The sequence below is a fragment of the Paraburkholderia unamae genome (genome assembly GCF_003096875.1).
In the GTDB taxonomy this organism is placed as follows: Bacteria; Pseudomonadota; Gammaproteobacteria; order Burkholderiales; family Burkholderiaceae; genus Paraburkholderia; species Paraburkholderia unamae.
The window spans coordinates 366,833-392,933 of the sequence record NZ_QEOB01000001.1 but is presented as its reverse complement, the minus strand read 5'-3'; the positions used below and the strand labels follow the sequence as shown (position 1 = coordinate 392,933).

Below are 26,101 nucleotides of genomic sequence, written 5' to 3'. Positions count from 1 at the left end.
GGGTGAGCGCGGCGCGAACGGCCGCTCCTGGATATTAGAGCAGCATGCGAGACCGGGCAGCCGTCGCGCGCCTTCGCTAGAATCGACTCCTTTCAGGTGGCTTCCGCCGCCTCCCATTGTCCCCGCCGTCCCGTCCCGGAATACCCAGTGTCCGACCGCCCGACCGATCCGGCCCTCGCCGTCGCCAGCCCCGCCACCCATCATCGCGCGCTGCCCGCCGCGCGGCGCCACCGCGCCCGTATCGCGACGATGGCGCTCTTCTTCGTCGCCGGGATGATGTACGCCTCGTGGGGCGTGCACGTGCCCACCGTGCGCGACAAGTTTCATCTGAGCCCGGCGCTGCTCTCCTACGCGCTTTTCGCCGTGGCGGGCGGCTCGATCGCCGCGATGACGACGATCGGCGGCTGGATCGCGCGCGTCGGCTCGCGCCGCGCCTGCTTCGCCGGCGGCATCACGATGAGCGTGTGCGGCGCGCTGATCCTGGTCGTGCCGTACTACTGGATGCTGATCGTCGTGCTCGCATTCTTCGGCGTGGGCATGGCCACGCTCGACGTCGCCATGAACGCAGAGGCGAGCGCCGTCGAGGAAGCCGTGGGCAAGCCCATCATGTCGGGGCTGCACGGCATGTTCAGCCTGGGCGGCATGGCGGGCGCGGCGATCGGCGGCGCGCTGCTCGCGCGCGGCATGGCGCCTGCGCTGCATCTCTTTCTGGCGTCGGCGCTCGCGGCATTCGTGCTGTTCGTCTCATGCCCCGCGGTACTGCCGCATGTGCCGCACGCCACGCACGGCGAGCACGCGAAAACCGGCAACCGCTGGCGCACGCCCGCGCTGTGGGCGCTCGGCGCCATCGCGCTCATCGCGCTGATCGCCGAAGGCGCGATGTACGACTGGGCCACGGTCTATATGCGCGACGTGGTGCTTTCCACGCCCGCGCTCGCGAGCGCGGCCTACGCCGCGTTCTCGGGCGGCATGGCGCTCGCGCGCTTCGCCGGTGACGCCGTGCGCGCGCGCTTCGGCGCGCCGCAGCTTGTGATGGCGAGCGCCTCGCTTGCCTGCGCGGGCATGATCGGCGCGCTGTTGCTGCCTTACTCGTTCACGGCGCTCACGGGCTTCACGCTCATGGGCCTCGGCCTCGCCAACATGATGCCCGTGCTGTTCGCGGCCGCCGCGCGCGTCAAAGGCATCCACGCGGCCGAAGGGCTCGCGCATGTGGCGGGCATCGCGTATTTCGGCTTGCTGTTCGGGCCGGTGGTGATCGGCGCCATTACGCAGGTGACCAATCTCACGATCGGGCTCGCCGTCGTGGCGCTGTGCGCGGCGCTCGTGGCGTTCGCGGGGCCGAAGGTGCTGCGGCGGCTGGGGATTTGAGGCGCATCGATTTCCGCCCCCCCAAAACAAAAAGCCCGCGGATCGAAACCCGCGGGCTTTTCCAATCGCGTGAGCGAAAATCGCTAAGCGCGATTTACATCTTCACGACGTCGAGCAGCGACTTCTTGCCCGACTTGTAGTTGTACAGCGAGATCACGCCGTGCTTGAGGTCGCCCTTCGAATCGAAGGTCGTCTCGCCAATCACGCCCTTGTAGTCCGTGGTCGGCATTTCGGCGAGGATCTTGGCCGGATCCGTCGAGTTCGCACGCTTCATGGCGTCGACGATGATGTACACAGCGTCATACGTGAACGGTGCGTAGATCTGGATCGGCTGGCCGAAGCGCTTCTCGAACTTGGCTTCGAATTCCTTGCCGCCCGGCATCTTTTCGAGCGCCATGCCGGCTTCCGAACACACGATGTTGTCGGTCGCGTCGCCGGCCAGGTCGGCCAGCTTGTCGGTACAGACGCCGTCGCCCGCGAGCACCTTCGCGCGCAGGCCAAGCTGCTTGGCTTGCTTCGCGAACGGGCCGCCGGTGGCGTCCATGCCGCCGTACATGATCGCGTCGGGGTTTTCGCCCTTGATCTTCGTCAGAATTGCGCGGAAGTCCACGGCCTTGTCGTTGGTCGCGTCATGCGACACCACGTTCATGCCGAGCGCCTTGGCGGTCTTCTCGAATTCGTTCGCGAGACCCTGGCCATAAGCCGTCGAGTCGTCGACCACGGCCACCGTCTTGACCTTCAGGTTCTTGGCGGCGTAGTTCGCGAGCGCCGGACCTTGCTGGGCGTCGGTCGCGACGACACGGTAGGTCGTCTTGAAGCCCTGTTGCGTGTAGGCCGGGTTCGTGGCCGACGGCGAGATCTGCACGATGCCTGCATCGCTATAGATCTTCGATGCCGGGATCGACGTGCCCGAGTTCAGGTGGCCGACCACGGCGACGACCTTGTCGTCGACGAGCTTCTGCGCAACCTGCGTGGCCGTACGCGGGTCAGCCGCGTCGTCCTGTGCGTCGAGCACGAGCGTGACCTTCTGGCCGCCGATCACGAGACCCTTCGCGTTGATCTCTTCAACTGCGAGACGTGCCCCGTTTTCGTTGTCTTTACCGAGGTGAGCAATGCCCCCCGTCAGCGGTGCGACGTGGCCGATCTTGATCGTCACGTCAGCGCTCGCCACCGTTGCGAACGACGCGAACAACATGGCCGCCGCGCTGATCGGCAACAGCTTGTGAAGCTTGATATTCATGTAAGTCTCCAGTTTCGAACCCAAAAGCTACGTAATCGCCCAGTGCTCCCGCGCCCCGAACGTGTCGCTCCCCGTGCGGACGACCACGCAGGATGCATCCTTGATGCACCTGGCCAGCATGGCGAGAAAGCCCGTTCATGGCGAGCCGCCCGTCCATACTTGCGCGCAAGTGTAGGTGATCAAATTAATTTGGGGGACTTTTTTCAGATATTGGTGCGAGTACCAATATGCCGTCCGCAAGAACAGTTCGAAACCCTGAACAATCGCTCGCAAGCCTTGTGTAATAAGGGATTCTGACTTTGGATCCAATTAATGGGAAAACCCTGATGCAGACGCGCGAGATTCTTTTTTGAGATTTTTGACGGCAAATATTGGTGTGTTAGCGCACGCATTCCGGGAATACACCAGGATCAAATCCAGCAGTATGAAATCGCGCTGTGATGGCGATAACGTTTGCGAGTCATGCTGTCATGCAGCACATCGATTTCGTGCGTGACAGTTCAATCGATTGTTCAAGTAAGCATTCGATTAATTTCGGATCCCGATACGTTTGCCGATCCGTTTTCCGATCCGTTGTGCGCGCTTCGATCTCATGCGTCCACATGCCTCATCACCGGGCGATTCACCGGGCGTTCAAATCCACCACGTGCGTGTGACAGAAATAGCCGTGCCCGACGAAGTCATTACGCCAGGCTTTCGGCAATGACAGACAAGCAAGGCGTATACGTCGCGCGCTGCCGAGGTTCCGTGCCTATGGCAAACTGGCTCCCCGATTTCGCGATGCGCCGTGGGCAACGCACTGGCCGCGCCCCGGCTCATTGCATGACAGATTAATGAAGACGGAGAACAACATGAGCGTTTCGACTCGATGGATCGACATTCCCGCCGGCAAGGACAGCTTCGGCGCCTACCTCGCGCTGCCCAAGGGCGGCAAGGGCCCGGGCATCATCATCTTGCAGGAGATCTTCGGCGTGAACGGCCACATTCGTGACGTCGTCGAGCAGTACGCGCTCGACGGCTACGTCGCGATCGCGCCCGACGTGTTCTGGCGCACGGCCCCGCGCGTCGAACTCGAATACGTGGGCGCGGACCGCGACCGCGGCATCGAGATCATGCAGAAGACGGACGTCAACCTCGTCGTCGAGGACATCGGCGCGACGGCCGCCGCGCTGCGCGCGTTGCCCGAGTGCACGGGCAAGGTCGCGGCGATCGGCTACTGCTTCGGCGGCCGCCTTGCCTACCTCGCGGCTGCATCCGGCTCGCTGGATGCAGCAGTGTCCTACTACGGCGGCGGCATCCAGAACCAGCTCGATCTGGCCGACAAGGTCACCAAGCCGATCCAGTTCCACTACGCCGAACTCGACCACGGCATTCCCCTGTCGGCCGTGGGCCAGGTGAAGGAGCGCTTCACGGGCCGACCGAACGCCGAGTTCCACCTGTACCCGAACGCCGATCACGGCTTCAACTGCTCGGTACGCGCGTCGTACAACCAGCATGCGTCGGCGCTCGCGCACGGCCGCACGTTGACGTTCCTCGCCGAACACCTGTAATTCTGTCGTAGCGTCGTCACGCGGGCGGCGGCGGTCTCGCCGCCGCCCGTTTGCGTTCCTGCCGTACGATCTTCAATACGGCAGCGACACCGCTTCATCTTCGCTTCCACGCCTGCCCCCCACCCGACGACGAGGAGTGCGCGACTTGCAGTCCGACTACCTGGAATACGACGCCATTGGCCTCGCCGATCTCGTGCGCCGCCGCGAAGTGAGCGCGCGCGAACTACTCGACACCGCCATCGCCCGCGCGGAGGCCGCCAATCCCGCGATCAACGCCATCGTCCTCAAGGACTACGAGGCCGCCCGCCAGCGCGCGCTGCGCATCGAGGCAGGCGGCAACGGCGTCGACGCGCTGAGCGACGGCCCGCTCGCGGGCGTGCCGTTTCTCGTGAAGGATCTCGGCGCGGCGGTGGCCGGTCTGCGCATGACACTGGGCAGCCGCCATTACCGCCACTACGTGCCCAACGCCGACGCGCCCGTGGTCGAGCGCTTTCGCGCCGCGGGCCTGAACATCTTCGGCAAGACGAGTGCTTCCGAACTCGGGCAGATGCCCTACACCGAGCCCGATCTGTTCGGCCCGTGCCGCAACCCGTGGAACCTCGATCACACGCCGGGTGGATCGAGCGGCGGCGCAGCCGCTTCGGTCGCGGCCGGCATCCTGCCGCTCGCGCACGCCTCCGACGGCGGCGGCTCGATCCGCATTCCGGCGTCGTGCTGCGGACTCTTCGGCCTGAAGCCCTCGCGCGCGTTTCAGCCCGCCTCGAATGTGCCGGCGCCGCCCGGCGCGCTGGGCGTCGATCTCGCGGTGTCGCGCAGCGTGCGTGACAGCGCGCTCATGCTCGACCTGATCGCCGGCGACCCGGCGTTGCCGCCCGGCGCGCCCGGCACCTTTCTCGCGGCCGCGCGCGCGCCGCTCGACGGCCCGAAGCCGCTCTCCATCGCGCTGCTGCGCGAGCCGATGTTCGCGGACACGCTCTCGACCGAAGTGCGCGGCGCGCTCGACGACGCCGCCGAGTTGCTCACCTCGCTCGGCCATCGCGTGGAGCCCTATTCGCTGCCGGTGGATTTCGCGTCGGCGCGCGAAGCGTTTCTGATGCTGTGGTCGGTGGTGGCCGAGCAGTACGTGCTGAACGCCGACGACATCACGGGCACGAAGCCGCGCCGCCAGGACTTCGAGATCGCGACGTGGGCGATGGCGCACATCGGCCGCAAGCTCGGCGAGCGCGAGTTGCCCGCCGCGCTCGACGTGCAACAGCGCATCACGGCGCAACTCGCCGACCTGATGAAGCGCTACGACGTGCTGCTTTGCCCGACGCTCGCCGCGCCGCCGGTGAAGATCGGCGAACTGAAGCCGAGCCAGAGCGAGCGCATGCAGATGCGCGCGGTCACTGCCATGCCGGTGGAAGTGCTGATGAGAAAGCTGCTGACCGAAGCCTCGAACAAGGCGTTCGCGTGGGCGGGCTGTACCGAGTTGTTCAATCTGACGGGCCAGCCGTCGATGTCGGTGCCGCTCGCGTGGAATGCGCGCGGGCTGCCGGTGGGCGTGCAGTTCGCCGCACGCGAAGGCAACGACGCGCTGTTGCTGCGCCTCGCCGCGCAACTGGAGGCGGCGCGCCCGTGGTTCGACCGGCGGCCGCCGCTGTTGCAGGCGCGGCTGTAACGCGCGTCCAGCTTCTTGTGGCGCGGGCGGCCGCCCGCGCCGCTTCATCACGCCTTCTTGTTATAGGCGCTGCACCAGCCCTTGCCCGCGACCTGCTTGCCGGCGAACATCGGGCACGGCGCGAACGCGTCGGTGGCCTTGCCCTGGTAGAACGTGCAGTTGCTGCAATCCTGGCCGGCCGCGTACTTCGCGAACTTCGCCTTGTCGACCTTGGTCGCGTCGAGCTTGTAGCCGAGCGCCTGGGAGGTGGGATCGGATTCGGCAGCTTTGGGCGCGTCGGCGAACGCCTGGCGCGAAAGCGCGAGCGTCGATGCGACGCCGATGCTCGTGATCAGAAAGCTGCGGCGGGAAGATTTCATGTGACTCACTCCAGTATTGTGGCGATTCGTTCGCTGGGGTTTTCGCGCGGCGCTTGGGTGTGGCGCGCCGCGCATGCCTCTGAGCCGCTCTGGCGGCGGCGTCGCGAAGAAGCTTAACAACGAAGCCAGCCCCGGTGAGGCTGCAATGCCGGAGATAAGTGAGCGACATGGTGCCGCCCCGCGCAGGAAAGGCGCGTGAAGGACGCAAGAACGGCGCAAGCCCGGATCAGTCGAACGACACCATCTCGCACACCCGCTGGGCAATCGCGAGCGACGCCGTGAGCCCCGGCGACTCGATGCCGAACAGGTTCACGAGCCCGCGCACGCCGTGCGAGGCCGCGCCCTGGATCATGAAGTCGGCGGCGCTCTCGCCCGGACCGGAAAGCTTCGGGCGAATGCCCGCGTAGGCCGGTTGCAGCGAGCCGTCGGGCAGCGCGGGCCAGTAGCTGCGGATCTGCGCGTAGAACGCATCGGCGCGGCGCGGATCGACGTCGTAGTCGATCGCGTCGATCCATTCGACGTCGGGGCCGAAGCGCGCCTGGCCGCCCAGGTCGAGCGTGAGGTGCACGCCAAGGCCCGCGTCGTTGGGCATCGGGTAGATGAGGCGCGAGAACGGCACGCGCCCGGATACGCTGAAATAGTTGCCGCGTGCGAGATACAGGGGCGGCACGTGGCGCGCGTCGAGCCCGCGCATGCGCCTTGCGAGCTGCGTGGCGTAAAGGCCCGCGCTGTTGATCACGCAGGTCGCGCGGATGTCGATCGGCGCGTCGCCGCCGGTTCGGATGACGAAGCCCTTGCCAAGCGCATCGATCGACTCGACCGGCGACTTGAGCGCGATCACCGCGCCGTCGCGCTCGGCGTCGCCTTGCAGCGCGAGCATGAGCTGATGGCTGTCGACAATGCCTGTTTGCGGCGAGTAGACGGCCGCGGCACATTCGAGCGCGGGCTCGAGCGCGAGCGCCTCGCTGCCGCTGATCCGCGTGAGGTCGAACACGCCGTTTTCCTTGCCTCGCGCGAGGATCGCCTCGAGTTGCGGAATCTGGTTCGGCGCGGTGGCGACGAGCAGCTTGCCGCAGCGCGCGTGCGCGACGTTGCGCGACGCGCAATAGTCGTAGAGCATCTCGCGCCCGCGCACGCACAGCGTGGCCTTGAGCGAGCCGCGCGGGTAGTAGAGCCCCGCGTGGATGACTTCGCTGTTGCGCGAACTGGTGCTCGTGCCGATGGCTTCGGCGGCTTCGAGCACGATCACCTCGCGCCCGCGCGCGGCGAGCGCGCGCGCCACGGCGAGGCCGACCACGCCCGCGCCGATTACTGCGCATTCGATCTGGTCCATGTCCCTGCGTCCCGCCTTCGCGGCGCGGGCGTCAAGACGGCCGCGTCGCGCTCCTCTCTGCCATGGGATTGGCGGCGCGCGTCGCGCGCCGTCTCATGAGGAAAATTGTACGCCACGCCAACCCGCGTTCACGGTGCTCATGCGAACGAACGCGCGCTGGCGAACAACCCGAGAGGAAAGCAACGTGGATGAAGCGCCTTCGCCCAGTGCATGCGTGCGCTCAATCCCATCTGGCGAGGCGTTCCAGCCCATTGATCTGGACTGGCGAGTTCGCTTCGGGAACGGCGACCCAGTCCAGGTGGCTAAAGACGAATATCTCGTAACCGTGCTCCCACAAGGCTTGAGCCAGCGCTTTCGGGTCACTCTTCGCGTGTTCGATATAGATCGGCGGATGAAATTTATCGATCAGTTTTTGCGCCCCGGCGAGCACCTCGCATTCCATGCCTTCCACGTCGATTTTCATGAAATCGACGCGGGGCAGATCGAGACTGTCGAGGCTGACGACAGGCACCGTTTCCTCCGCGCCGTTCCATTCAGGCGCTTGTCCGATGAATTCGCGCTGACGCCCTTCGCCAAGCTCGATGCCGCTGAAACTCGAAGGTATCGAGTAGTCGATCCGGGGCATCTTGACCTTGCCCGGTTGCGCCCCTGCGGCAGCAAGATGGCAATAAACGTTCTGGTAATTGTTGATGGCGACGTTGCCCGCGAGCATCTGATGCAGAATCCGTTGCGGCTCGAACGCGTGGACAACGCCACTCTTGGCCTCGCACGCGCGGGCAAATTCAAGGGTATGAACACCAATATTGGCGCCCACGTCGAGTATCACGCACCCGGGCGGCAGAATCCCGACGATCTCACGCATGAGTCCGATTTCGAGCGGGTCGTAGCCTCCCTCCTCCAGAAGCGCGACGCCCGTCCCGAAGGCGAAAGCCGCTTCGTTCCGGTTGACCACCATCAATCCATGCGGCGTCGGCACGAGCACGTTGTTCAGTTTTTTCACGTCATTTCCGGTTGATCTGGCACTTATCATGACAACCGGCGCGCGCCCCGAAAAAAGCGACGTGCGCACGCCCGGCCATCACCCTCGCTTCGTTCGAACAGTAGACGCCCGAAGGGAGGTCACTGTATTCGAAGCCGGCCAGGCCGACTCTGACCGACCGCAGACAACGCTCTGATCAGTCCGGAACCCACGGCTGCCCATGCGGCCGCGCTTCACGACTGCCCCGACACGCGGCAGTTGAAGGGCGCAGTATCGTCTCCATGTCAGAGAAGGTGCGTTGCGGTCCAGAGTTTGCGAACCCGGTATAGGATCGATGGTCAGAACCTACCCGCCGTAGCGTTGCCGACGCCGTCGCCTCGCGCGGCGCCTGTGGACGGAGCCGCCTATATGTCGTTGTGGAAACATTGCCTTGCCGTTGCGCTGTTCACCGCCCTGGCGGTGACGGCCGCATGCGCGCAGGCGCCGGGCGCGGCGCAGCCGGCTGCTGTGCCCGCATCGGGGCCCGCCGCGGCGCAGCCCGCGATGGAACCCGTGCCAACGGCACCCATGACGGTGCCGCCGCCGCCGGGCGCAGCCGCATCAACGGCCGCGCCGGTCACGCAGGCCGCCGTCCACTGGACGCTGGAGGTGCTGCGCGACGGCCAGCAAATCGACTCGTTCGACGGCACGACGACGGTGGGCCAGGCGCGCACCGATACGCACCACAAGGTCGTCTCGCACAACGTGGGCTGCAAGGACCAGCCGGCGGGCAGCATCGACCTGTCGCGCACGATCACCGTGTCGCCGTTGCAGGTGCGGGCGAACCAGATCATCCTCGCGATCGATACCCAGGAAACGCTCGAAAACGACACGGCGCCCGCCACGCCCGAAGGCTGCAAGCTTCCACCGCAGCCGCGTCAGGTGAACGCCAGCCATCCGGGGCTCGTGGTGCCCGAGGGCGAGTCGGTGAACTGGCAGATCGTCAACAAGGACCCTTCGCTTGCGTACCGGGTGCGCGCAAGCCTCGCGCCGGCGGCCGGGCAATGATCGACTTGTGACCCAATCCGTTAGACAAACGCATGCGAAATCCAGAACAACCGCTCATCGACACGTCATTGAGCAAAGACTTCGTCGCCGTGAGCTGGAACCTGCACAAGGGCCGCTCGCCGCTCGGCTTCGAGGCCTGGCAGGCCATGCGGCGCTGGGTCCAGTCCACCCACGCCGACGCCTGGTTTCTCCAGGAAGCGATGGCGCGCCGCCTGCCGCGGCCGGTGCTCGCCTCCGCCTTCGGCGCGCAGCTGGGCGACCCGCTCGAAGACGTCTGGCACTGCCAGGCCACCGAAATCGCCAACGCGCTCGAACTCCAGATCGCCCTGGGACCCAACGTGTTCAAGCCCTCGTGGCGGCACGGCAATGCGATCCTCTCGCCGCACCCGCTCGATCTGGGCGGACGCTGGGACATCTCCGCGCACCGCTTCGAGCGGCGCGGGCTGCTCGTTGCGCGCGCAAACGTCGCCGGGCAGTCCGTCACGCTGTTATGCGCGCACCTCGCGCTCACGCGCAGCGCGCGGCTGCGGCAGATGAACTGGATCGCGCACTGGATCGTGAAGGAAGCCCCGCAAGGCCCGCTCGTGCTGGCCGGCGACTTCAACGACTGGCGCAACGACTCGGTGCCGCTCTTTGCCGAGCACGGGCTGCAAGAAGTGGCGACGCTGCTCGGCGAGCCCGCGCGCACGTTCCCGGCCTTCTCCCCGGCGCTCGCGCTCGACAAGATGTTCGTGCGGGGTCTCAAGCCCGTCGAGCTGATCCAGCCCGCGCAGGAAACGGCGTGGCTTTCCGACCACCTGCCGTACATGGCGCGCCTGCGACTCGAAGATTGACGCATTGAGCGGCGGCACGCCGCCCGGCCGAAGCATCCGCGCGACACTCCCCTGATCGCCGCGAGCGGCGCGCGCAGGCACGCGCTAATATGTCGCGTCGCGCGCCGCGCCGACCATCCCCCAATTCGTCAGGTCTCCTCAGATGCATTACCTCGCCACGCTGCTACAGATCGTAGTCGTCTATCTGTTCGCGCTCATCAGCCCCGGCCCCAACTTCTTCATGGTGACGCAGCTCTCGCTCGCGGGGCGGCGCGGGCTGGGCGTGGCTTCGGCGGCGGGCGTGGGCGTCGGCTCCACGCTGTGGGCCGCGCTCGCCATGCTGGGCTTCGCCGCCGTGCTCCAGCACATCGGCTGGCTCTACAACGGCGTGCGCGTGGCGGGTGCGCTCTATCTCGTCTGGTTCGGTCTCAAGCTGCTACGCTCGGGCGTGCGCCGCGAGCTGGCCGCCGCGGCGCAAGCGCTCGCCGCGCCGCCCCTGCCCGCCGACCGGCGCGCGTGGGTGCGCACCTGGCGCGCGGGGCTCATCACGTGCCTGACGAACCCCAAGTCGTGCGTGTTCTGGACCAGCGTGTTCGCCGCCGTGTTTCCCGCACACCCGCCGCTGTGGTTCTACGGCGTCGCGCTCGCCACGGTCGCCACGATGTCGTTCGGCTGGCATTGCAGCCTCGCCTTCCTGTTCGCCGACGACCGCACCCAGCGTGGCTACCGGCGCCTGCGCCGCCCCATCGACGCGTTCTGCGGCGCCGCGCTGATCGGCCTGGGCGTGAAACTCGCGGCCGACCGCTAGCGGCGGCGGCGCGGCACAGCGCCGCACCTGGCGGTTTTGCGCGATCGGGCGCGATTTCGCACGATTCGGGACGGTTTTTGCCGAACCCGGCCCCCAAAAGCGCATTCCGAAACTGCCCCGCCACCAGGGTCAATGCTGCGAGCCTTCAGACCTTCGGGTATCATCTAGCCGAAAATTCGCACGCGCGCGTCGTCATTTGGCGCGTGTCGTGTGTGTGGCGCATCTGCGCCTCTGCGTTACGGGACGAATATCCGCTCCTGCGGATCCGGGCCCGAATCCGGACCGGCCCGCCAGGCCGGGTGCGGCTTACCGGCCGCCACCTTGCTGTCAACGCCAGCCATGCCCGTCCCGTGCGGGCGCCAGCACATCGCCGCAGCGAGCCATCCTCTTTTGCAGCGCCGCGTGGCCCAGGCGGGATCTTGGGACGCGAGCGCGGTAAAATAGCGGATTGCGCTTCGTTCGCAGCGGGGCGAACAGGCAACACTGGCACCCCATGGGCTTGCCTGTTCCGGCGTCGCGCCGGGCAGCCGGGTCCGAGCATATCGTCAAAGCTACGCTGTACTGGACAGCAGGCCGACAGGACCGCCGAAGTCAGACGGCCCTTGTTTCGCAATTCAGGAACCATGAGCAAATTCACCGAAGAAACCGTTCTGAGCGTCCATCACTGGACCGACACGCTTTTCAGCTTCACCTGCACGCGCGACCAGGCCCTGCGTTTCGACAACGGCCAGTTCACGATGGTCGGCCTCGAAGTGGACGGCAAGCCGCTGATGCGCGCGTACTCGCTCGCGAGCGCGAACTACGAAGAACATCTCGAGTTTCTCAGCATCAAGGTGCCGGACGGCCCGCTCACGTCGCGCCTGCAACACCTGAAGATCGGCGACAAGGTTCTGATCGGCAAGAAGCCCGTCGGCACGCTGGTGGCCGACAACCTGCTGCCCGGCAAGGTCCTGTGGCTGCTCTCGACCGGCACGGGCCTCGCGCCCTTCATGTCGATCATCAAGGACCCGGACATTTACGATCGCTTCGACAAGATCGTGCTCACGCACACCTGCCGTTTCGTCGACGAACTCGCGTATAAGGACTTCATCACCCAGGAACTGCGCGAGCATGAGTACCTCGGCGAGATCGTGCGCGAGAAGCTCGTGTACTACCCGACCGTCACGCGCGAAGTGTTCGACAACCGTGGCCGTATCACCGAGCTGATCGACACGAAGAAGCTGTTCGAAGACCTCGACCTGCCGCCGTTCACGCCGGAGCGCGACCGCATCATGCTGTGCGGCAGCACGCACATGCTGCGCGACACCGTCACACTGCTCGAACAAGCCGGCCTCAAGGAAGGCAGCAACAACGAGCCGGGCCACTTCGTGGTGGAAAAGGCGTTCGTCGGCTAACGCGCCGCGGCCTCGCCCGACACGCAAAACCGGAGCTTCATGCTCCGGTTTTTTTTCGTCCATGCAGTGCGCATTGCCCCCATTTTTTCTGACCCGGAGTGGTTACAGTTGTCACACAACGTCGATACCTTTCCTGTCAGTATTTTTCCTACATGACAAAGCCGCGCGACTTCATGCTGCACCTGAAGATTGACCGCTAAGCCTTGTCCACGCTGAAGTTTTTCTTTTTTTAAGATATTATCGCAGCGCAACAATCGATACGCCGGGACGACATCGGGGCCAGAGCCAGGTTGTTACCGGATGTAAAATTCGTTACGCTGCGCCGTGCCGTCAGCCGCGACTCCGGAAAGGTCCGGTGTCGGTCCGAAGCTGACAGCGAAACCGGTTCCTGAACGGGAGAACGATGGACACGTCGAGATACGCCGCACCGAACGCTTGCACGCCGGGTGCCGCTGCACCGCGCGGCGCCCATGCCGCCGACGGTCTCGCCTACCTCGCTCAGTCCACCGCCGCCGAAGCGGCCACACTGGCCGCGCTGGAAAGCCTCGTGGCGGCGCAACGGCAAATCGCCGCGTCGGCACCCGCGCGCAATGCGGCGCGGCGCGCAGACCGCGCCACACGTGCGCCCGCCGGCGGCCCCGCCTCCGGCTCCATCCACGCCGACGAAGCCGCGCGCAACCGGCTCGCGCGCGAATTGCACGACAGCGTTGGCGCCGAACTCGCGGCCACGCATTTCGCGCTCGCCAATGTCCACACCTGGCTGCCCGCCAACGCGCCGCCGCAATGCGCCGAGGCGCTCGCGCTCGTCGCCCGTTCGCTCGAAGCGGCCACCGGCGCGATGCGCCACGTGCTCGACGGCCTGCACGCGCCGCACCTCGACGAGGGCCTCGCGCCCGCGCTCGCGAACTGGATTCGCGGCTTTGCGGCGCGCACCGGGCTCGCCGCGCGCTTTGCCGGCGCCAGCGACGACGCGCGCCTCGCGCGCCTGCCCGCCGACGCCGCGCTCGCCGTGTTTCGCGTGGCGCAGGAAGCGCTCGCGAACGTGGCGCGCCACGCGCAAGCCACGCGCGCCGAGGTGCGTCTGGAATGCACCGCGCGCCACCTCACGCTCACCGTCGCCGACGACGGTGTCGGCCTCGCGCGCCGCGCCCCTGGCAAAGGCAATGGTGAAGGCGGCAAGCACAACAGCCACGGCGGCCGCTACGGTCTTGCCGGCATGCGCGAGCGCTGCGCCGCCTTCGGCGGCTCGCTGCGCACGGCAAGCGGCGGCGTCGCGAGCCCGCTCGACGCAACGCACACCGAAGCACACACGCAAGCACACACGCAAGCGCACGACGCAACCGGTCACGCCGCGACACGCGGCACGACGGTGCGCGCGCGCTTCGCCTGGGACGCGCTGCTCGCCTCCCCCGCCTCGCCCATCATCGTGGCAAAGGGCGCACGCCCATGACCTATCGCATCCTCCTCGTCGACGACCATGCGGTCGTGCGCCAGGGCGTCCGCCAGCTGCTGCTCGATCGCGGCGTCGCGAGCGAAGTGATCGAGGCGCAAACGGGCGCCGAAGCGCTCGCCGCCATTGCGAAGCATGCTTGCGACGTCGTGCTGCTCGACATCTCGCTGCCCGACATGAACGGCGTGGAAGTGCTCAAGCGAGCGAAGAAGAAGGCCCCGCGCGTGCCCGTGCTTATGTTTTCGATGTATCGCGAGGATCAATACGCCGTGCGCGCCTTGAAGGCGGGCGCTGCGGGCTATCTTTCGAAGACGGTGGACGCCGCGCAGATGATCGCCGCGATCCAGCAAGTCGCCGCGGGCCGCAAGTACGTGAGCCCGGCGATGGCCGAAGCCCTCGCGGACTACGTGCTGGTGGACGGCGAGCAGTTGCCGCACGAAAAGCTCTCCGATCGCGAATACCAGACGCTGTGCATGCTCGCCTCGGGCAAGCGCCTGACCGATATCGCGCACGCGCTCTCGCTTTCGGTGAAAACCGTGAGCGTCTACCGCACGCGCCTGCTCGAAAAAATGAAGCTCAGCAACAACGCCGAGCTGACCTTCTACGTGATGAGCAACCGGCTCGTCGACCTCTCGCCCACCGTCAGCGTCTGAACGGCGCGCGCCGCTGCGGCATCGAGGCGGCCTTCTCGCCATAAGCCGTTGATCCGGAAATGAATTTCGCCGTCCGCGCGGGTCCTGGCAAGGATCGCGCGCGCCGCCCCCGGTTTGCGGCGGAATCCCCCGCGCAATCGGCGTCTTTGCGACCCTGCTCAAGCCGGCAAACACGCCATATCCGCTAAAATTTAAGGTTTCCCCCAGACATCCGGCACGCGAAGCCGGCGAAAGCAGGCGTTGGTAATCACCAGGCCGGCTGCCGCTCTCGCGCGTTTTACGTGGAGTTCCCCGCCAAATGTCCCTCTTTCGCAAGAAAAACGTCGAGCACATGTTGCAGGCGAGCGCCCAGGGCGCCGGCCTGAAAAAGGCGCTCGGCGCGCTCGACCTCACCTTTCTCGGGATCGGCGCGATCATCGGCACCGGCATTTTCGTGCTGACCGGCACGGGCGCCGTGCAAGCCGGCCCCGCGCTCATGATCGCGTTCCTGATCGCCGCCGTCGCTTGCTGCTTCGCCGCGCTCGCCTACGCCGAATTTGCCTCGACCATTCCCGTGGCGGGCTCGATCTACACCTACTCGTATGCCACGCTCGGCGAACTCGCCGCGTGGGTGATCGGCTGGGACCTGATGCTCGAATACGGGCTCGCCACCTCGGCGGTGTCGGTGGGCTGGTCGGGCTACCTGCAATCGCTGCTTTCGGGCTTCGGCCTCACGCTGCCCGCCGCGCTTTCCGCCGCGCCCGGCGCCGTGCCCGGCGTGCACACGCTCTTCAACCTGCCCGCCTTCCTCGTGATGATGGCGATCACCGCGCTGCTCTCGGTGGGCGTGCGCGAATCCACCCGCATCAACAACATCATGGTCGCCATCAAGGTGACCGTGGTGCTGCTCGTGATCGCCGTGGGCGCGTTCCACGTCACGCCCGCGAACTGGCACCCGTTCATGCCCAACGGCTGGAACGGCGTGTTCGGCGCGGCGGCCGTGATGTTCTTCGCGTTCATCGGCTTCGATTCGGTTTCCTCCGCGGCCGAGGAAGTGAAGAACCCCAAGCGCGACCTGCCCGTGGGCATCATCGCTTCGCTTGCCGTGTGCGCGGTGCTCTACGTCGCCGTGGCGGCCGTCGTCACCGGCATCGTGCCCTCGCAGCGCTTCGCCCACGTCGGCCACCCGGTCTCGTTCGCGCTTCAGGTGGCGGGCGAAAACTGGGTCGCGGGCTTCATCGATCTGGGCGCCGTGCTCGGCATGCTCACCGTGATCCTCGTGATGAGCTATGGCCAGACCCGCATCATCTACGCGATGTCGCGCGACGGCCTCCTGCCCGCGAAGCTCTCGAAGGTGCATCCGCGTTTCGCCACGCCGTTCTTCACGACCTGGCTCGTGGGCATCTTCTTCGGCCTGATCGGCGCGCTCGTGCCGCTCAACGTGCTCGCCGAACTGATCAACATCGGCACGCTCGCCGCGTTCTCGATGGTGTCGATCGCCGTGCTCGTCCTGCGCAAGACCCACCCGCACCTGCCGCGCGCGTTCCGCTGCCCCGGCGTGCCCGTGGTGCCGATTCTCGCGGTGGCCTCGTGCCTGTTCCTCATGTTCAACCTCCAGGCGCTCACGTGGATCGCGTTCCTCGTCTGGACCGGTTTGGGCCTGATCGTCTACTTCGGCTACTCGCGCCATCGTTCGCGCCTCGCACACGCGCCGCACGAGCACGCGCATCACGATCACTGAGCGATCATCGCGCCACCGTCGGCGTGCGATCGCGCGCTGACAATCGCTGCACTGCAACGCAACGGCCCGCCACGAGTCATCGAGGCGGGCCGTTTTTTTCGCATTTTTATCGCGGACCGCAAGCCTTCCGGAGGGTAAAACCCCGCGCAGCGAAAACCGGCGAATTGTGCTTTACTGTCCGGGCGTCACCCCCAGGCTTCACTGAACAGCAAGGCACCAGCCGGACCCAGATTCCGCTCCACCCGTAGTTGTTCGATCCGCCCCGCCTCGCGTTGTTTGCGTGGCGCCATGCGTTGCGCGCGCAATGAGGCGCAATGCGTTGGACGGGCGAGTTGGATTGCGGGCGGTTATGGCGGTCGATTCAGTGCGATAAGCGGGCCCAGGCAGGTCTCTATCCCATCACGCGGCATGGGACCGGAGTCACACGCAGCGCCGGCTCCGGTCGACATTGGAGACAATCAATGGCGATCAGTATTAGCCTCACGGTCAACGGCTCGCCCGTGACCGCCGAGGTCGAACCTCACACGCTCCTCGTCCAGTTCCTGCGCGAACAGCAGCGTCTCACCGGCACGCACGTCGGCTGCGACACGGCGCAATGCGGGGCCTGCACCGTCCACCTGAACGGCCGCGCGATCAAGTCGTGCAACCAGCTCGTGGTGCAGTGCGACGGCATGGAGGTGACGACGATCGAAGGCCTCGCGAAAAACGGCGCGCTGCATCCCATGCAGGCCGCGTTTCGCGAATGCCACGGCCTGCAATGCGGCTTCTGCACGCCCGGCATGGTGATGTGCGCGACCGCGCTCGCCGCCGCGAAGCCCGACCTCACGGAAAGCGACGTGCGCGAAGGCCTCGACGGCAACTTCTGCCGCTGTACGGGCTATCACAACATCGTCAAGGCGGTGGTCGCGGGCGCGCAGGAAATGCGCGCCGGCACGACCACTGCCGCGTGATCCGGGAGCCCGCCATGAACGCCCCCGAACCCAATCGCATGATCGGCGCGCCGGTGAAGCGCAAGGAAGATTTCCGCTTCCTCACCGGCGCGGGCCAGTACACCGACGACGTCGTCCTGCCCGCGCAAACGTACGCCGTGTTCGTGCGCTCGCCGCACGCGCATGCGCGCATCAAAAGCATCGACACGAGCGCCGCGAAGGCCGCACCCGGCGTGGTGGCCGTGTTCACCGGCGCGGATCTCGCCGCCGAAAACGTGGGCGGCCTGCCGTGCGGGTGGCTGATCCACAGCATCGACGGCACGCCCATGCACGAGCCGCCGCATCCCGTGATCGCGCATGAAAAGGCGCTGCACGTGGGCGACCAGGTTGCGCTCGTGATCGCCGATTCGGTCAAGGCCGCAAAGGACGCCGCCGAGCTGGTCGAAGTCGATTACGAGGAACTGCCCGCCGCCGTCGACACGGCGCACGCCGCCGACGCAGGCCAGCCGCTCGTGCACGACAGCGTGCCGGACAACACCTGCTACACGTGGGGCCACGGCGACAAGGCCGCGACCGACGCCGCCTTTGCGCAAGCCGCGCACGTGACGACGCTCGACATCGTCAACAACCGGCTCGTGCCGAACGCCATCGAGCCGCGCGCAGTGAACGCGAGCTACTCGCCGCACGACGACAGCTACACCGTGTACGTGGCGAACCAGAACCCGCACGTCGAGCGCCTGCTCATGGCCGCGTTCGTGCTCGGGCTGCCCGAAACGAAGCTGCGCATCGTAGCACCCGACGTGGGCGGCGGCTTCGGCTCGAAGATCTTTCTGTACGCCGAAGATGTCGCGCTCACGTGGGCCGCGAAGAAAATCCGCCGCCCGGTGAAGTGGACGGCCGAACGTTCGGAGTCCTTCATCTCCGACGCGCACGGCCGCGACCATGTGACGAAAGCCGAACTCGCGCTCGACCAGGACGGCAAGTTCCTCGCCATGCGCGTGCACACCACGGCGAACATGGGGGCGTATCTCTCGACCTTCGCCTCCAGCGTGCCGACCATCCTCTACGCCACGCTGCTCGCGGGCCAGTACACCACGCCCGCGATCTACGCCGAGGTGAAGGCCGTGTTCACGAACACGGTGCCCGTGGACGCGTATCGCGGCGCGGGCCGGCCCGAGGCCACCTACGTGGTCGAACGCCTGGTGGAAACGGCCGCGCGCGAAATGAAGCTCGATCCGGCCGAAATCCGCCGCCGCAACTTCATCACGACCTTTCCGTACGCCACGCCCGTGGGCCTCACCTACGACACCGGCGACTACGAAGCGTGCCTTTCGCGCGCACTCGAACTCGCGGACGTAAAGGGCTTCGCCACGCGGCGCGACGCCTCGAAGGCGCAGGGCAAGCTGCGCGGCCTCGGCTACTCGTGCTACATCGAGGCATGCGGTCTCGCGCCTTCGAACATCGCGGGGGCGCTCGGCGCGCGAGCGGGCCTCTTCGAAGCCGGCGAGGTCCGCGTGAACCCCACCGGCTCCGTCACCGTGTTCACGGGCTCGCACAGCCACGGCCAGGGGCACGAGACAACCTTCGCGCAAGTCGTGGCCGACCGCCTGGGCGTGCCGATCGAGCAGATCGAGATCGTGCACGGCGACACGGGCCGCATTCCGTTCGGCATGGGCACCTATGGCTCGCGCTCGATCTCCGTGGGCGGCTCGGCCATCATGAAGGCGCTCGACAAGATCGAGGCGAAGGCGAAGAAGATCGCCGCGCACATGCTCGAAGCGGGCGTGGAGGACATCGAGTTCGCCGACGGCGTGTTCCGTGTGGCCGGCACCGACCGCACCAAGACCTTCGCGGAAATCTCGCTCGCCGCCTACGTGCCGCACAACTATCCGCTGGAGACGCTCGAACCCGGCCTCGACGAAAGCGCATTCTACGACCCGACCAACTTCACCTATCCGTCGGGCGCGTATCTCTGCGAAGTCGAAGTCGATCCCGATACCGGCGAAACGCGCATCGAGCGCTTCACCGCCGTGGACGATTTCGGCAACGTCATCAACCCGATGATCGTCGAAGGCCAGGTGCACGGCGGCCTGGGTCAGGGCATCGGCCAGGCGATGCTGGAGCGCTGCGTGTACGACAACGAGAGCGGCCAGTTGCTCTCGGGCTCGTATATGGACTACGCCATGCCGCATGCGTCGGATGTGCCTTCGTTCACGGTGGAAACCGCGAAAGGCACGCCGTGCACGCACAATCCGCTCGGCGTGAAGGGCTGCGGCGAAGCGGGCGCGATCGGCTCGCCGCCCGCCGTCATCAACGCGATTCTGGACGCGCTTGCTCCCCTCGGCGTGAAGGACCTGCAAATGCCCGCCACGCCGCACCGCGTGTGGCAGGCCATCCAGGCCGCGCAATCTTCTTCACACCCTTAAGCGGAGGCGCTCCATGTACGCATTCAACTATCAGCGCGCAAGCGACGCGCAAGGCGCCGTGAAGACACTCGCGGCCGACGCCGACGCCAAGTTCCTGGGCGGCGGCCAGAGCCTGCTCGCGGCGATGAAGCTGCGCCTCGCGCAGCCCTCCACGCTCGTGGACGTCACGCGCATACCCGAGCTGAAGGCGGTCCAGGTCGACGCGAAAGTCGTGAAAGTGGGCGCGGCCGTGTGCCATGCCGACGTCGCCGAAAACGCGCAGATCCGCAACACGCTGCCCGCGCTCGCAGACCTCGCGGGCATGATCGGCGACCGCCAGGTGCGTGCGCTCGGCACGCTGGGCGGCTCGCTCGCCAACGACGATCCCGCCGCCGACTATCCGGCAGCGGTGCTCGCGCTGAACGCGACGGTGGTGACGGACCGGCGGCGCATCGCGGCCGACGACTTCTTTCTCGGCATGTACGAGACGGCGCTGGAACCCGACGAGCTGATCGTGGCCGTCGAATTCCAGGTGCCCGAACGCGCGGCCTACGAGAAGTTTCGCAATCCGGCCTCGCACTTCGCGCTCACGGGCGTGTTCGTCGCGAAGTTCGCGGGTGAAGTGCGTGTGGCGGTCACGGGCGCCGGGGCTTCGGTGTTCCGCGCGGGCGCGCTGGAAAGCGCGCTCAAGACGAACTTCGCGCCCGAAGCCGCACGCGCGGTGACGATCCCCGCCGACGACCTCAACACCGACCTGCACGCGAGCGCGCAATATCGCGCGCACCTGATCCCGGTGCTCGCGGCGCGCGCGGTGGCGAAGGCCAACGGCTGAGGCCATCCCGAGGGCCGGCACGCCCGCGTTGACGCAAACGCGGGCGTGCCGGCCGCCTTTGATCCGCGCTCGCAAAGAGACTCATGCAATCCGCCTCGATCGACGACACCCTCGCGCAACTGGAAGCGCGCGGCTATTTCGCGAGCCGCGAGCTCGCCACGGCGCTCTTTCTCGCGCTGCGCATGGAACGCCCCTTGTTTCTCGAAGGCGAGCCGGGCGTGGGCAAGACCGAACTCGCAAAAGCCGCCGCCGCGATGCTCGGCACGACGCTGTTGCGCCTGCAATGCTACGAAGGGCTCGACACCGCGAGCGCGCTTTACGAGTGGGACTATCCGCGCCAGATCATGGCGCTGCGTCTTGCCGAGGCCGCCGGTGAAACGCCGCGCAACGACACGCTGTATCGCGACGAATTCCTGCTCAAGCGCCCGCTGCTCCAGGCCTTGCAGCCCGACGCGCAGAATCCGTCCGCGCGCCGCGTGCTGCTGATCGACGAGATCGATCGCGCCGACGAACCGTTCGAAGCCTTCCTGCTCGAACTCCTTTCGGACTTCCAGGTGTCGATACCCGAGTACGGCACCGTGCGCGCGAGTACGCCGCCGCTCGTCGTCATTACTTCGAACCGCACGCGCGAAGTGCACGACGCACTCAAGCGGCGCTGCCTCTATCAATGGCTCGGCTACCCGGACCGCGCGCGCGAACTCGCAATCGTGGCCGCGCGCGCGCCGGAAACCGCCGCGCAATTGCAGCAGCGCGCGGTGGCGTTCGTGCATCAGTTGCGCACGATGGATCTCTTCAAGGCGCCCGGCATTGCCGAGACGATCGACTGGTGCCGCGCGCTTTCCGCGCTTGCGGTGACAGAGCTCGATCCGCAATCGGTGCAGGACACGCTGGGCGTGCTGCTGAAGTACCAGGACGATCTCGCGCAGCTCGACGCGCAACGCATCGCCCAAACGCTCGCGCTCGCGGAGTGAGCACGATGGCCGCCGCCTTGACGCACGCAACATCGACCACGGGCGTGCCCACGCTCGCGCCCACCCTCGCACCCACATTCGCGCGCAACATCGTGCACTTCGTGCGCGTGCTGCGCGGCGCGGGCCTGCCGCTGTCGCCCTCGCGCGCCGTCGACGCGATCGAAGCGCTGCGCCATATCGACCTCGGCCGCCGCGACGACGTGCATGCGGCGCTCGCCGCGCTCCTCACGAGCGCGCCCGACGAGCGCGAGATCTTCGACGCGGCCTTCGCCCTCTTCTGGCGCGATCCCGATTTCGAAGGCAAGCTGCGCGCGTTGCTGCTGCCGAAAGTGCAAGGCGGCGTGCCGCCGCCACGCCGCAACAACCGCCTCGCCGATGCACTCGCGGCGCGCCCCGCCACTCGCCCCGGCGCAAAGCCGCCGCCCTCGCACGAAGAACACGAGTTGCGCGCGCACGCCACCTTCAGCGCCGAAGAACGCCTGCGCCAGCGCGACTTCGACACGCTTTCCGCCGACGAATGGCGCGCGCTGCGCCACCTGATCCGCGCGCGCCGCCTGCCGCTCGCCACCGTTCGCACGCGCCGCCTGAAAGCCTCGTCGCGCGGCACGCACGCCGACCTGCGCGCAAGCGCCCGCCACGCCGTGCGCGCGGGCGGCGACTGGACCGTGTGGAAATATCGCGCGCCCGTGGAGCGCAAGCTGCCGCTCGTGCTGCTGCTCGACATCTCCGGGTCGATGAGCAGTTATTCGCGCGCGGTGCTCTACTTCTGCCACGCGCTGCTGCAATCGCGCGAGCGCCTGCAAGTGTTCCTGTTCGGCACGCGCCTGACGCACGCCACGCGCGCATTGCGCGAACGCGACCCCGACATCGCGCTCGCGCAGCTCGCCACCCAGGTCGCGGACTGGTCGGGCGGCACGCGCATTGGCGCGACGCTCGCGGAGTTCAACCGGCGCTGGGCGCGCCGCATGCTCGGCGGCCGCGCCACCGTGCTGGTCGTCACCGACGGGCTCGACCACGACGCTTGCGGTGTGCTGGGCGAGGAAATGGCGCGCCTGCACCGCTTCGCGCACCGCGTGGTCTGGCTCAATCCGCTCTTGCGTTACCGCGATTTCGCGCCCAAGGCGCGCGGCGTGCAGGCAATGCTGCCGCACGTCGACGCGCATTACCCCGTCCACAATCTCGACAGCCTGGAAGCGTTCGCGCGCAGCCTGTGCGAAGCCACGCCGATTGCGCATGCGCCCGCGGCGCGGCAAGCATCGCGCGCATTGCACACGCCGCCCGGGCGCCCGGCACAAGGAGCCACACGATGGAGCTGACCGAAAGCCACACGCTGCCGGTGCCGCAGCAACGCGCCTGGGAGGCGCTCAACGACACGGCCATCCTCAAGGCCTGCATACCGGGCTGCGAAAGCATCGAAGCCGACGGCAAGAACGCGTATGCTGTCGCGCTCACCGCCTCCGTAGGCCCGGTGAAGGCGCGCTTCAAGGGCCGCATGCAGCTCGCCGATATCGACGCCCCGAACAGCTACACGATCGTCTTCGAAGGTCAGGGGGGCGCGGCCGGTTTCGGCAAGGGCGACGCGCACGTGAAGCTCGAACCCGCCGGCGACGAATCGACCACGCTCACTTACACGGCCAACGCGCAGGTGGGCGGCAAGCTTGCGCAGATCGGCTCGCGCCTCGTGGACGGCGCGGCGCGCAAGATCGCCGCCGAGTTCTTCAAGCGCTTCGGCGAGCAGTTGGGCGGGGGCGCCGCGCAGGAGCCGGCGCAAGAGGACGCGGGCGCAGCGAACGCCGAGGCGGACACGCAAGCCGCGAGCGAAGGCGAAGGCGAAGGTGAAGGCGCGGAAGATCAGCAAAAGAGGAAACGATCATGGACAGCGTGGATCTCGAAGTTCTGAAGTCGAGCGTGCGCTGGCTCGCAGCGGGCCACCGCGCGATGCTCGTCACGGTAGTGAAGACATGGGGTTCGTCGCCGCGCCCCGAGGGCGCGATGCTCGTGGTGCGCGACGACGGCCTCGTGGTCGGCTCCGTTTCGGGCGGCTGCATCGAGGACGATCTCATCGACCGCGTGCGCCGCGAAGGCGTGACGATCGCCAAACCGGAAGCCGTGAAATACGGCATCACGGCGGAAGAAGCGCATCGTTTCGGACTGCCATGCGGCGGCACGATCCAGCTCGTGCTAGAACCGCTCAGCGAGGCTTCGAACATCGGCGCGCTGCTCGCGAGCGTCGAGCGCGGCGAACTCGTTGCGCGCACACTCGACATGGCCACGGGCAAGGCCACGCTCGGCCCCGCGAACGCGACCGACGGCGTGGACTTCGACGACGCGCGCCTGCTCACGATCCACGGCCCGCGTTACCGCATGCTGGTGATCGGCGCGGGGCAGCTCTCGCGCTACCTGTGCCAGATCGCGGCGGGGCTCGACTACCAGGTGACCGTGTGCGACCCGCGCGAGGAATACACCGACACGTGGGACGTGCCCGGCACGACGCTCGTGCGCACCATGCCCGACGACACCGTGCTCGACATGAAGCTCGACGAGCGCTGCGCCGTGATCGCGCTCACGCACGACCCCAAGCTCGACGACCTCGCACTCATGGAAGCGCTCAAAACGCGCGCGTTCTACGTGGGCGCGCTGGGCTCGCGGCGCAACAACGCGGCGCGGCGCGAGCGTCTCAAGGAGTTCGACTTGAGCGAGGCCGAGCTCGCGCGGCTGCACGGGCCGGTGGGAATCTATATCGGCAGCCGCACGCCGCCCGAGATCGCGGTGTCGATTCTCGCGGAAGTGACGGCGGCGAAGAACGGCGTGTCGCTGCCCACCATCCTCCAGGTCGAAGGCGCCAAGGCCGCGCGCGAGCAGGCGGCGGGCGCGGGCTCGACCTGCGACGTGTGAGGGCACACCCGGTGCTTCACGCGTGCGGCGAGCCCTCGCCGCGGTGGGCGCGCTCGCGTTCGCGCCGCCGCTCGCGTCTTAGCATGCGCACCCGCAGCACGCGCAGCATGCGCGCCCAGCCCGTGGGCCGCGGGTCCGCCAGCATGCTCAGCGCGCGCGCATAGTCGAGCGTGAGCCCCGGCGTCCACGCCATGGTCTGCCCGCGCTTGCGCAGTTGCGCGGCCACCCATAGCTCCGGCGTCGAGAGCATGCGCACGAACGCGAGCCAGCCGTGGCCCCACACGCGCGGCGTCGCGCCTTCGAGCGCCGCCTCCAGCGCGTGCGAAACCGTGCTCGAACAGTTGCGGTGCGTGAGGTTGTAGGTCGTATCCTCGCGATAGCGCTGCCAGAAGCTGTCCAGCCGCAGCGGATCGTAGTTGCGAATGCGCACCTGGCGCGTGGACGCGCACCATGCCTTCGACTCCGTCGCGTAGTCGGGCTGGAACAGGCCCGGCACGTCGTTTTCGCGCGTCGCCCGCAGCGTGCGCGCGAATTCGTCGGGATTCCGATCGATTTCCACCGCCGGATACAGGCTGATGTACACGCGCTCGGGCGATTCGAGCGCGGCGTGGCCCGTGGAGATCACGCCGTCGCGATCCACGGCGGCAATATACCGGTCGATGATCGGCTGGCGCCGCGCCTCGGCCCTCGAACTGCCCACCGGCGTCCACACGTGCACCGTGATCGCGCGCTCGTGCGGCGCGGGCGGTCCGTCGAACACGGTTTGCGCGAGCTTCGCCGCCTTGCCCTGGGCCGCGCCCACCGCACTCGCGATGAGCGCCGCCGCGCCGCCCTGCGTCACCGCCGGATTGACGGCGAGACGGCGCGCGCGATACGCGAGCAGCAGCAGATTCCAGCCCGCGAACATCAGCACGAGCCCGAGGCAATAGGGCACGGTACCCTTGTAGTGCGTAGGATAGGGCTGGTAGAGAAAGATCGCGATGGCGATCTGCAACACGCCGCCCGCCACGGCGAGCCGCCAGGTGCGATAGCGCACGACCCACGCCGAGGCGATCTGCAAGAGGCCGTCGGCGAGAAAGAGCGTGGCGAACACCATCGACAGGATGAACGAGGCGTGACGGAAGCCCGAAAGCACGAGCGCCGCCGTGATGCAAAAACCAACGCCCTTCACGTAGCGCAGCGTGCGCTGACCGCCCATGCCCGTCCACGCCACCGCCAGGGTGGCGAGGCCTTCGAGCAGCAGCAGCCAGGCGAACGGCGCGATGGGGAAATACAGCACGCCGTCCAGCGCGTCGATAAATAGCGCCGCGCCCACGAGCACGCTCACCACGCCCGCGACCATCACGCCGCGCCAGCGCGCGCGCAGATACTCCACGCCCAGCAGGATCATCATGAGCCGCACCATCGGCCGTCTCCGGAACATCGTACGAAAAAAGCATCGTACTGCGCTGCGGCGAAGCTGTGCCCGGAATTTGTCCGGGCGCTTTGCGAACCCCCAAAAGCGCCGCGGGCCGCGACTCCCGTCGGCGGCCCGCAGCATGAGGCGCATGGTTAAGGTGTTGTCAGCCGAACAGCTTCATGGCCTGCGCGAGCGTATTGGTCACGCCCCACACGAGCGGCACCAGCACGTAGAGCCAGAAGATCGCCAAGAGCGTCTTGTTCGACGATTTCGTCGCTGCCTGGTTAGACATGATGC

General features: G+C 67.1%; 23 protein-coding genes. 17 read left to right on the top strand and 6 right to left on the bottom strand.

Annotation, left to right across the window (positions count from 1 at the left end; translation table 11 throughout):
• Window positions 1–147 precede the first annotated feature (147 nt).
• Window positions 148–1,368, top strand: coding sequence for an MFS transporter (locus C7402_RS01770; protein WP_112170159.1), 1,221 nt, complete (start codon window positions 148–150; stop codon window positions 1,366–1,368).
• Between the two features lie 94 nt (window positions 1,369–1,462).
• On the opposite strand, the gene C7402_RS01765 is transcribed toward C7402_RS01770, so the two are convergent.
• Window positions 1,463–2,608 carry a branched-chain amino acid ABC transporter substrate-binding protein gene (locus tag C7402_RS01765; protein ID WP_116609422.1) on the bottom strand — a complete coding sequence of 382 codons (1,146 nt, stop codon included), beginning with the start codon at window positions 2,606–2,608 and terminating at the stop codon, window positions 1,463–1,465.
• An 851-nt stretch (window positions 2,609–3,459) separates the two neighbouring features.
• On the opposite strand from C7402_RS01765, the gene C7402_RS01760 reads away from it, so the two are divergent.
• The gene (locus C7402_RS01760; RefSeq protein ID WP_112170299.1) at window positions 3,460–4,158 is read left to right on the top strand and encodes a dienelactone hydrolase family protein; all 699 of its coding nucleotides are present in this window, start codon (window positions 3,460–3,462) and stop codon (window positions 4,156–4,158) included.
• A 145-nt stretch (window positions 4,159–4,303) separates the two neighbouring features.
• Window positions 4,304–5,818, top strand: a complete 1,515-nt coding sequence (locus tag C7402_RS01755) for an amidase (protein ID WP_116609421.1) — start codon at window positions 4,304–4,306, stop codon at window positions 5,816–5,818.
• Window positions 5,819–5,865: 47 nt separating this feature from the next.
• Here the strand turns inward: C7402_RS01755 and C7402_RS01750 are convergent, their stop codons facing one another.
• The 3 genes from C7402_RS01750 to C7402_RS01740 all read right to left on the bottom strand — a co-directional run bounded on the left by C7402_RS01750 (window position 5,866) and on the right by C7402_RS01740 (window position 8,510).
• Entirely contained in the window at window positions 5,866–6,177 is a 312-nt protein-coding gene (locus C7402_RS01750; protein WP_112170156.1) for a high-potential iron-sulfur protein, read from the bottom strand.
• A gap of 226 nt (window positions 6,178–6,403) precedes the next feature.
• Complete coding sequence (locus tag C7402_RS01745; protein ID WP_116609420.1) at window positions 6,404–7,510, bottom strand: NAD(P)/FAD-dependent oxidoreductase; 1,107 nt, start codon at window positions 7,508–7,510, stop codon at window positions 6,404–6,406.
• Between the two features lie 220 nt (window positions 7,511–7,730).
• Window positions 7,731–8,510 (bottom strand): FkbM family methyltransferase, encoded by a 780-nt coding sequence (locus C7402_RS01740; protein ID WP_165841762.1) that lies wholly within the window; start codon window positions 8,508–8,510, stop codon window positions 7,731–7,733.
• Window positions 8,511–9,056: 546 nt separating this feature from the next.
• On the opposite strand from C7402_RS01740, the gene C7402_RS47560 reads away from it, so the two are divergent.
• The 14 genes from C7402_RS47560 (at window position 9,057) to C7402_RS01670 (ending at window position 24,405) form a co-directional block, all read left to right on the top strand.
• A complete protein-coding gene (locus C7402_RS47560; RefSeq protein ID WP_425273762.1) occupies window positions 9,057–9,536 on the top strand; it encodes a hypothetical protein in 480 nt (159 codons plus the stop codon).
• Window positions 9,537–9,568: 32 nt separating this feature from the next.
• A complete protein-coding gene (locus tag C7402_RS01730; RefSeq protein WP_112170153.1) occupies window positions 9,569–10,369 on the top strand; it encodes an endonuclease/exonuclease/phosphatase family protein in 801 nt (266 codons plus the stop codon).
• A gap of 142 nt (window positions 10,370–10,511) precedes the next feature.
• Window positions 10,512–11,156, top strand: coding sequence for a LysE family translocator (locus tag C7402_RS01725; RefSeq protein ID WP_112170152.1), 645 nt, complete (start codon window positions 10,512–10,514; stop codon window positions 11,154–11,156).
• A 623-nt stretch (window positions 11,157–11,779) separates the two neighbouring features.
• Window positions 11,780–12,550, top strand: coding sequence for a ferredoxin--NADP reductase (locus C7402_RS01720; RefSeq protein ID WP_112170151.1), 771 nt, complete (start codon window positions 11,780–11,782; stop codon window positions 12,548–12,550).
• A 403-nt stretch (window positions 12,551–12,953) separates the two neighbouring features.
• On the top strand, window positions 12,954–14,000 hold the full coding sequence (locus tag C7402_RS01715) for a sensor histidine kinase (RefSeq protein WP_116609418.1): 1,047 nt from the start codon (window positions 12,954–12,956) through the stop codon (window positions 13,998–14,000).
• On the top strand, window positions 13,997–14,653 hold the full coding sequence (rqpR, locus tag C7402_RS01710) for a response regulator transcription factor RqpR (protein WP_112170149.1): 657 nt from the start codon (window positions 13,997–13,999) through the stop codon (window positions 14,651–14,653). Before C7402_RS01715 ends, rqpR begins: the two co-directional genes overlap by 4 nt.
• A 298-nt stretch (window positions 14,654–14,951) precedes the next feature.
• The gene (gene bcaP, locus C7402_RS01705; protein ID WP_112170148.1) at window positions 14,952–16,373 is read left to right on the top strand and encodes a branched-chain amino acid transporter BcaP; all 1,422 of its coding nucleotides are present in this window, start codon (window positions 14,952–14,954) and stop codon (window positions 16,371–16,373) included.
• Between the two features lie 461 nt (window positions 16,374–16,834).
• Window positions 16,835–17,323: a (2Fe-2S)-binding protein gene (locus tag C7402_RS01700; protein WP_112170147.1), complete on the top strand. Its 489-nt coding sequence runs from the start codon at window positions 16,835–16,837 to the stop codon at window positions 17,321–17,323.
• Window positions 17,324–17,337: 14 nt separating this feature from the next.
• Entirely contained in the window at window positions 17,338–19,728 is a 2,391-nt protein-coding gene (locus C7402_RS01695; RefSeq protein ID WP_116609417.1) for a xanthine dehydrogenase family protein molybdopterin-binding subunit, read from the top strand.
• Between the two features lie 13 nt (window positions 19,729–19,741).
• The gene (locus C7402_RS01690; RefSeq protein WP_112170145.1) at window positions 19,742–20,539 is read left to right on the top strand and encodes an FAD binding domain-containing protein; all 798 of its coding nucleotides are present in this window, start codon (window positions 19,742–19,744) and stop codon (window positions 20,537–20,539) included.
• An 83-nt stretch (window positions 20,540–20,622) separates the two neighbouring features.
• The gene (locus C7402_RS01685; protein WP_112170144.1) at window positions 20,623–21,510 is read left to right on the top strand and encodes an AAA family ATPase; all 888 of its coding nucleotides are present in this window, start codon (window positions 20,623–20,625) and stop codon (window positions 21,508–21,510) included.
• A gap of 5 nt (window positions 21,511–21,515) precedes the next feature.
• Window positions 21,516–22,826 carry a vWA domain-containing protein gene (locus tag C7402_RS01680; RefSeq protein ID WP_116609416.1) on the top strand — a complete coding sequence of 437 codons (1,311 nt, stop codon included), beginning with the start codon at window positions 21,516–21,518 and terminating at the stop codon, window positions 22,824–22,826.
• Entirely contained in the window at window positions 22,817–23,410 is a 594-nt protein-coding gene (locus C7402_RS01675) for an SRPBCC family protein (RefSeq protein ID WP_116609415.1), read from the top strand. Before C7402_RS01680 ends, C7402_RS01675 begins: the two co-directional genes overlap by 10 nt.
• Window positions 23,383–24,405, top strand: coding sequence for an XdhC family protein (locus tag C7402_RS01670; RefSeq protein ID WP_112170141.1), 1,023 nt, complete (start codon window positions 23,383–23,385; stop codon window positions 24,403–24,405). The genes C7402_RS01675 and C7402_RS01670 overlap by 28 nt, the downstream gene beginning before the upstream one ends.
• Before the next feature lie 16 nt (window positions 24,406–24,421).
• Here the strand turns inward: C7402_RS01670 and C7402_RS01665 are convergent, their stop codons facing one another.
• A complete protein-coding gene (locus tag C7402_RS01665) occupies window positions 24,422–25,810 on the bottom strand; it encodes an HdeD family acid-resistance protein (RefSeq protein ID WP_116609414.1) in 1,389 nt (462 codons plus the stop codon).
• Window positions 25,811–25,967: 157 nt separating this feature from the next.
• Window positions 25,968–26,096 (bottom strand): MFS transporter small subunit, encoded by a 129-nt coding sequence (locus C7402_RS01660; RefSeq protein WP_112170140.1) that lies wholly within the window; start codon window positions 26,094–26,096, stop codon window positions 25,968–25,970.
• Between the last annotated feature and the right edge of the window lie 5 nt (window positions 26,097–26,101).

What these genes read in the sequence shown, in the direction of transcription:
- C7402_RS01765 (WP_116609422.1), bottom strand. Translation starts at nt 2,608, where the DNA reads ATGAATATCAAGCTTCACAAGCTGTTGCCGATCAGCGCGGCGGCCATG.
- C7402_RS01760 (WP_112170299.1), top strand. Translation starts at nt 3,460, where the DNA reads ATGAGCGTTTCGACTCGATGGATCGACATTCCCGCCGGCAAGGACAGC.
- C7402_RS01750 (WP_112170156.1), bottom strand. Translation starts at nt 6,177, where the DNA reads ATGAAATCTTCCCGCCGCAGCTTTCTGATCACGAGCATCGGCGTCGCA.
- C7402_RS01745 (WP_116609420.1), bottom strand. Translation starts at nt 7,510, where the DNA reads ATGGACCAGATCGAATGCGCAGTAATCGGCGCGGGCGTGGTCGGCCTC.
- C7402_RS47560 (WP_425273762.1), top strand. Translation starts at nt 9,057, where the DNA reads ATGACGGTGCCGCCGCCGCCGGGCGCAGCCGCATCAACGGCCGCGCCG.
- C7402_RS01730 (WP_112170153.1), top strand. Translation starts at nt 9,569, where the DNA reads ATGCGAAATCCAGAACAACCGCTCATCGACACGTCATTGAGCAAAGAC.
- C7402_RS01725 (WP_112170152.1), top strand. Translation starts at nt 10,512, where the DNA reads ATGCATTACCTCGCCACGCTGCTACAGATCGTAGTCGTCTATCTGTTC.
- C7402_RS01720 (WP_112170151.1), top strand. Translation starts at nt 11,780, where the DNA reads ATGAGCAAATTCACCGAAGAAACCGTTCTGAGCGTCCATCACTGGACC.
- C7402_RS01715 (WP_116609418.1), top strand. Translation starts at nt 12,954, where the DNA reads ATGGACACGTCGAGATACGCCGCACCGAACGCTTGCACGCCGGGTGCC.
- rqpR (WP_112170149.1), top strand. Translation starts at nt 13,997, where the DNA reads ATGACCTATCGCATCCTCCTCGTCGACGACCATGCGGTCGTGCGCCAG.
- bcaP (WP_112170148.1), top strand. Translation starts at nt 14,952, where the DNA reads ATGTCCCTCTTTCGCAAGAAAAACGTCGAGCACATGTTGCAGGCGAGC.
- C7402_RS01700 (WP_112170147.1), top strand. Translation starts at nt 16,835, where the DNA reads ATGGCGATCAGTATTAGCCTCACGGTCAACGGCTCGCCCGTGACCGCC.
- C7402_RS01695 (WP_116609417.1), top strand. Translation starts at nt 17,338, where the DNA reads ATGAACGCCCCCGAACCCAATCGCATGATCGGCGCGCCGGTGAAGCGC.
- C7402_RS01690 (WP_112170145.1), top strand. Translation starts at nt 19,742, where the DNA reads ATGTACGCATTCAACTATCAGCGCGCAAGCGACGCGCAAGGCGCCGTG.
- C7402_RS01685 (WP_112170144.1), top strand. Translation starts at nt 20,623, where the DNA reads ATGCAATCCGCCTCGATCGACGACACCCTCGCGCAACTGGAAGCGCGC.
- C7402_RS01680 (WP_116609416.1), top strand. Translation starts at nt 21,516, where the DNA reads ATGGCCGCCGCCTTGACGCACGCAACATCGACCACGGGCGTGCCCACG.
- C7402_RS01675 (WP_116609415.1), top strand. Translation starts at nt 22,817, where the DNA reads ATGGAGCTGACCGAAAGCCACACGCTGCCGGTGCCGCAGCAACGCGCC.
- C7402_RS01670 (WP_112170141.1), top strand. Translation starts at nt 23,383, where the DNA reads ATGGACAGCGTGGATCTCGAAGTTCTGAAGTCGAGCGTGCGCTGGCTC.
- C7402_RS01665 (WP_116609414.1), bottom strand. Translation starts at nt 25,810, where the DNA reads ATGGTGCGGCTCATGATGATCCTGCTGGGCGTGGAGTATCTGCGCGCG.
- C7402_RS01660 (WP_112170140.1), bottom strand. Translation starts at nt 26,096, where the DNA reads ATGTCTAACCAGGCAGCGACGAAATCGTCGAACAAGACGCTCTTGGCG.